The organism is Pseudaminobacter soli (ex Zhang et al. 2022) (assembly GCF_014595955.1).
GTDB lineage: Bacteria > Pseudomonadota > Alphaproteobacteria > Rhizobiales > Rhizobiaceae > Kumtagia > Kumtagia pseudosoli.
The window spans coordinates 91,059-92,309 of sequence record NZ_JABVCF010000017.1 but is presented as its reverse complement, the minus strand read 5'-3'; the positions used below and the strand labels follow the sequence as shown (position 1 = coordinate 92,309).

The 1,251-nt window shown below is 55.6% G+C and carries 1 protein-coding gene and 1 pseudogene; both read right to left on the bottom strand.

Going from position 1 to position 1,251, the window contains the following annotated elements; all coding sequences use genetic code 11:
• Positions 1–13: 13 nt before the first annotated feature.
• Positions 14–1,057 carry a plasmid partitioning protein RepB gene (gene repB, locus HUI96_RS25340; protein ID WP_425299297.1) on the bottom strand — a complete coding sequence of 348 codons (1,044 nt, stop codon included), beginning with the start codon at positions 1,055–1,057 and terminating at the stop codon, positions 14–16.
• Positions 1,057–1,251 (bottom strand): annotated as a pseudogene (locus HUI96_RS29155) (plasmid partitioning protein RepA); the annotation flags it as partial. The gene repB and the pseudogene HUI96_RS29155, both read right to left, overlap by 1 nt.

The following is a 1,251-nucleotide window of genomic DNA, read 5'->3' as shown; positions in this document are numbered from 1 at the left end:
GTATCTCCGTTTCCTACTTCTCCGACGTCCTGAACGCCTCGTAGAGGCTGTCCAGATTGCTCGAAATCCACTCGCCAAAAGGCTTCGCATCCTTCTCTGTGAGATCCAGCGAGTAGCCCTTCGGTCGCGATTTTGCGATGACGCTGACCAATCTATCGTTTGGAGCCCAGGCTTTGCCGTTGGGCTTCGCACGAGTCGACGTCTTCTTTGGCCGATCACTTTCCAAGTGTTTGGTCAGCAGTTCTAGGCGTCGATCGCTATCAGCCGATTGGAATTCAGGAGACCCCATAAGCTCCCCTGCCCTCCCGCTCGCACCGCCCCCTCGGAACTTGAGAGCGATCCGGTACCAACGATCTCGCCCGCTATTTTTTGCCGGACCGATTGCGCGGATAATGTCGCTTGGGATGTCGTTGCTGACGGAGATCATCTTTGAAACCACCGTCTTATCGACGGAAAGCGCAGCCATGATCACATCGCGGTCATAGCCTTCCCGTTCGAGATTTCTGGCAAAGACAGCCTTCTCAATGAATGACAGGTCTGCTCTAGCACTGTTCTCCTGCCCCTGAGCAATTACATGATCCTTGTCATCGAGTTCCTTGACAACGGCCCTCACGGGTCTACCGAGAACGCCAGCTGCACGGGCACGACGATGACCGAACACGATCATGTAGCGGCCTTCTAGATCTGGATGCGGACGTACCAGGATCGGGCTGTCCTGCCCTCTATGACGGATGGCTTCTACGAGTTCGTCGAAGGCCTGATGATCGTCACCCATGCGGTCGGCAACGAAGGATGCATCGACCATCGCGGGATCAAGTTCGACGACGGTCGCGCCTTCGAGTAGCTTGGCTTCGAATTCCTTTGCTGCCTGTGCCTTCTCTGCCAACTCGTCGATCGATTTCGTGATCGCTCCAAATGCCCCGCGAGTGCGATTTCGCTCCATTGCTGGCGACAGTGCAGCCGGTGAATTCTCGGCCTCTGATTGCGTGTCTGGGGTCGAGTTGACCGCAGTCAACTTGCGTTCGGTCAGCGACCTCAGCAGGTTCTTTCTGGACATCAACGACCCCACGATTTGTGGATCAGACCGACGATTTCGTCGTTGACGCGATGCAGGGATTCCATTGCACGGTCATACGTTGATCGGGTGAATTGAGAGCGCTCAACCTCGTAGAGAGTCTGTTTCGTGATGCCCGCGTCCGAAATGGCTACGGATTTCAGCGCCTCGTTGACGAGAACATGCTGCCTAAAGAG